Raw genomic sequence first — 606 nt, 5'->3', positions numbered from 1 at the left:
AAAGGCAGGGCGCTGGCGCAGTACAGCGACCGCGATAAAGTGCAGTCGCTGCGCCATTTTGCCGGGCAGCCGCTGCGCACCGAACAGAATGAACCCACCAACGCTGAGCGGGTGATGAAAGATCTCAGCGCGCTGCTGATGCTCGACGGTATTGCCGCAGAAGCGGGTGCCATGGCGGAGTTTTTCACTGAAAAAGCGGTGGCCACGGAAGGCCGGAGCGCGCTGGCCACGCTGCGCAACACCGCAGAACAGGCCACCGCCGGGGAAGCCGGTATGGCTATAACCAGCGAAGCCGGTACCGCAGCGGCGGAGGTGGAAATGGCTGGCGAAGCCAGGGCAGCAGCAGCCGGGGCAACCAGCGCCGCTGAAGGAGCGATATCTGGAGAAGCCAGAGTCGCTACTGAAGGAGCCGCAGCCGGAGAAACCGGAGCAGCAGCAGGAGTAAACCGGCTGCGTCCTTCGCTGGCGGGCGATATCAGCCAGTACGCAGTGAACAATGGCGAGGCGCTGATTAAGGAGAGCCGCGCCAGTGCCGGGGGCATTCATCAGGTTAAGGACGCGGTCGGAAATGACCGCTGGCTGCTGCGCTACCGCGAGGGAGTGGGC

The 606-nt window shown here is 64.0% G+C and carries 1 pseudogene; it reads left to right on the top strand.

Annotated features, from left to right (window positions below):
* Positions 1-606: pseudogene (locus E0L21_RS24725) on the top strand (hypothetical protein); the annotation flags it as partial.

Source organism: Kosakonia quasisacchari (assembly GCF_004331415.1).
GTDB lineage: Bacteria > Pseudomonadota > Gammaproteobacteria > Enterobacterales > Enterobacteriaceae > Kosakonia > Kosakonia quasisacchari.
The sequence above is the reverse complement of the archived record's forward strand: the minus strand, read 5'-3'. Positions and strand labels throughout refer to the sequence as shown.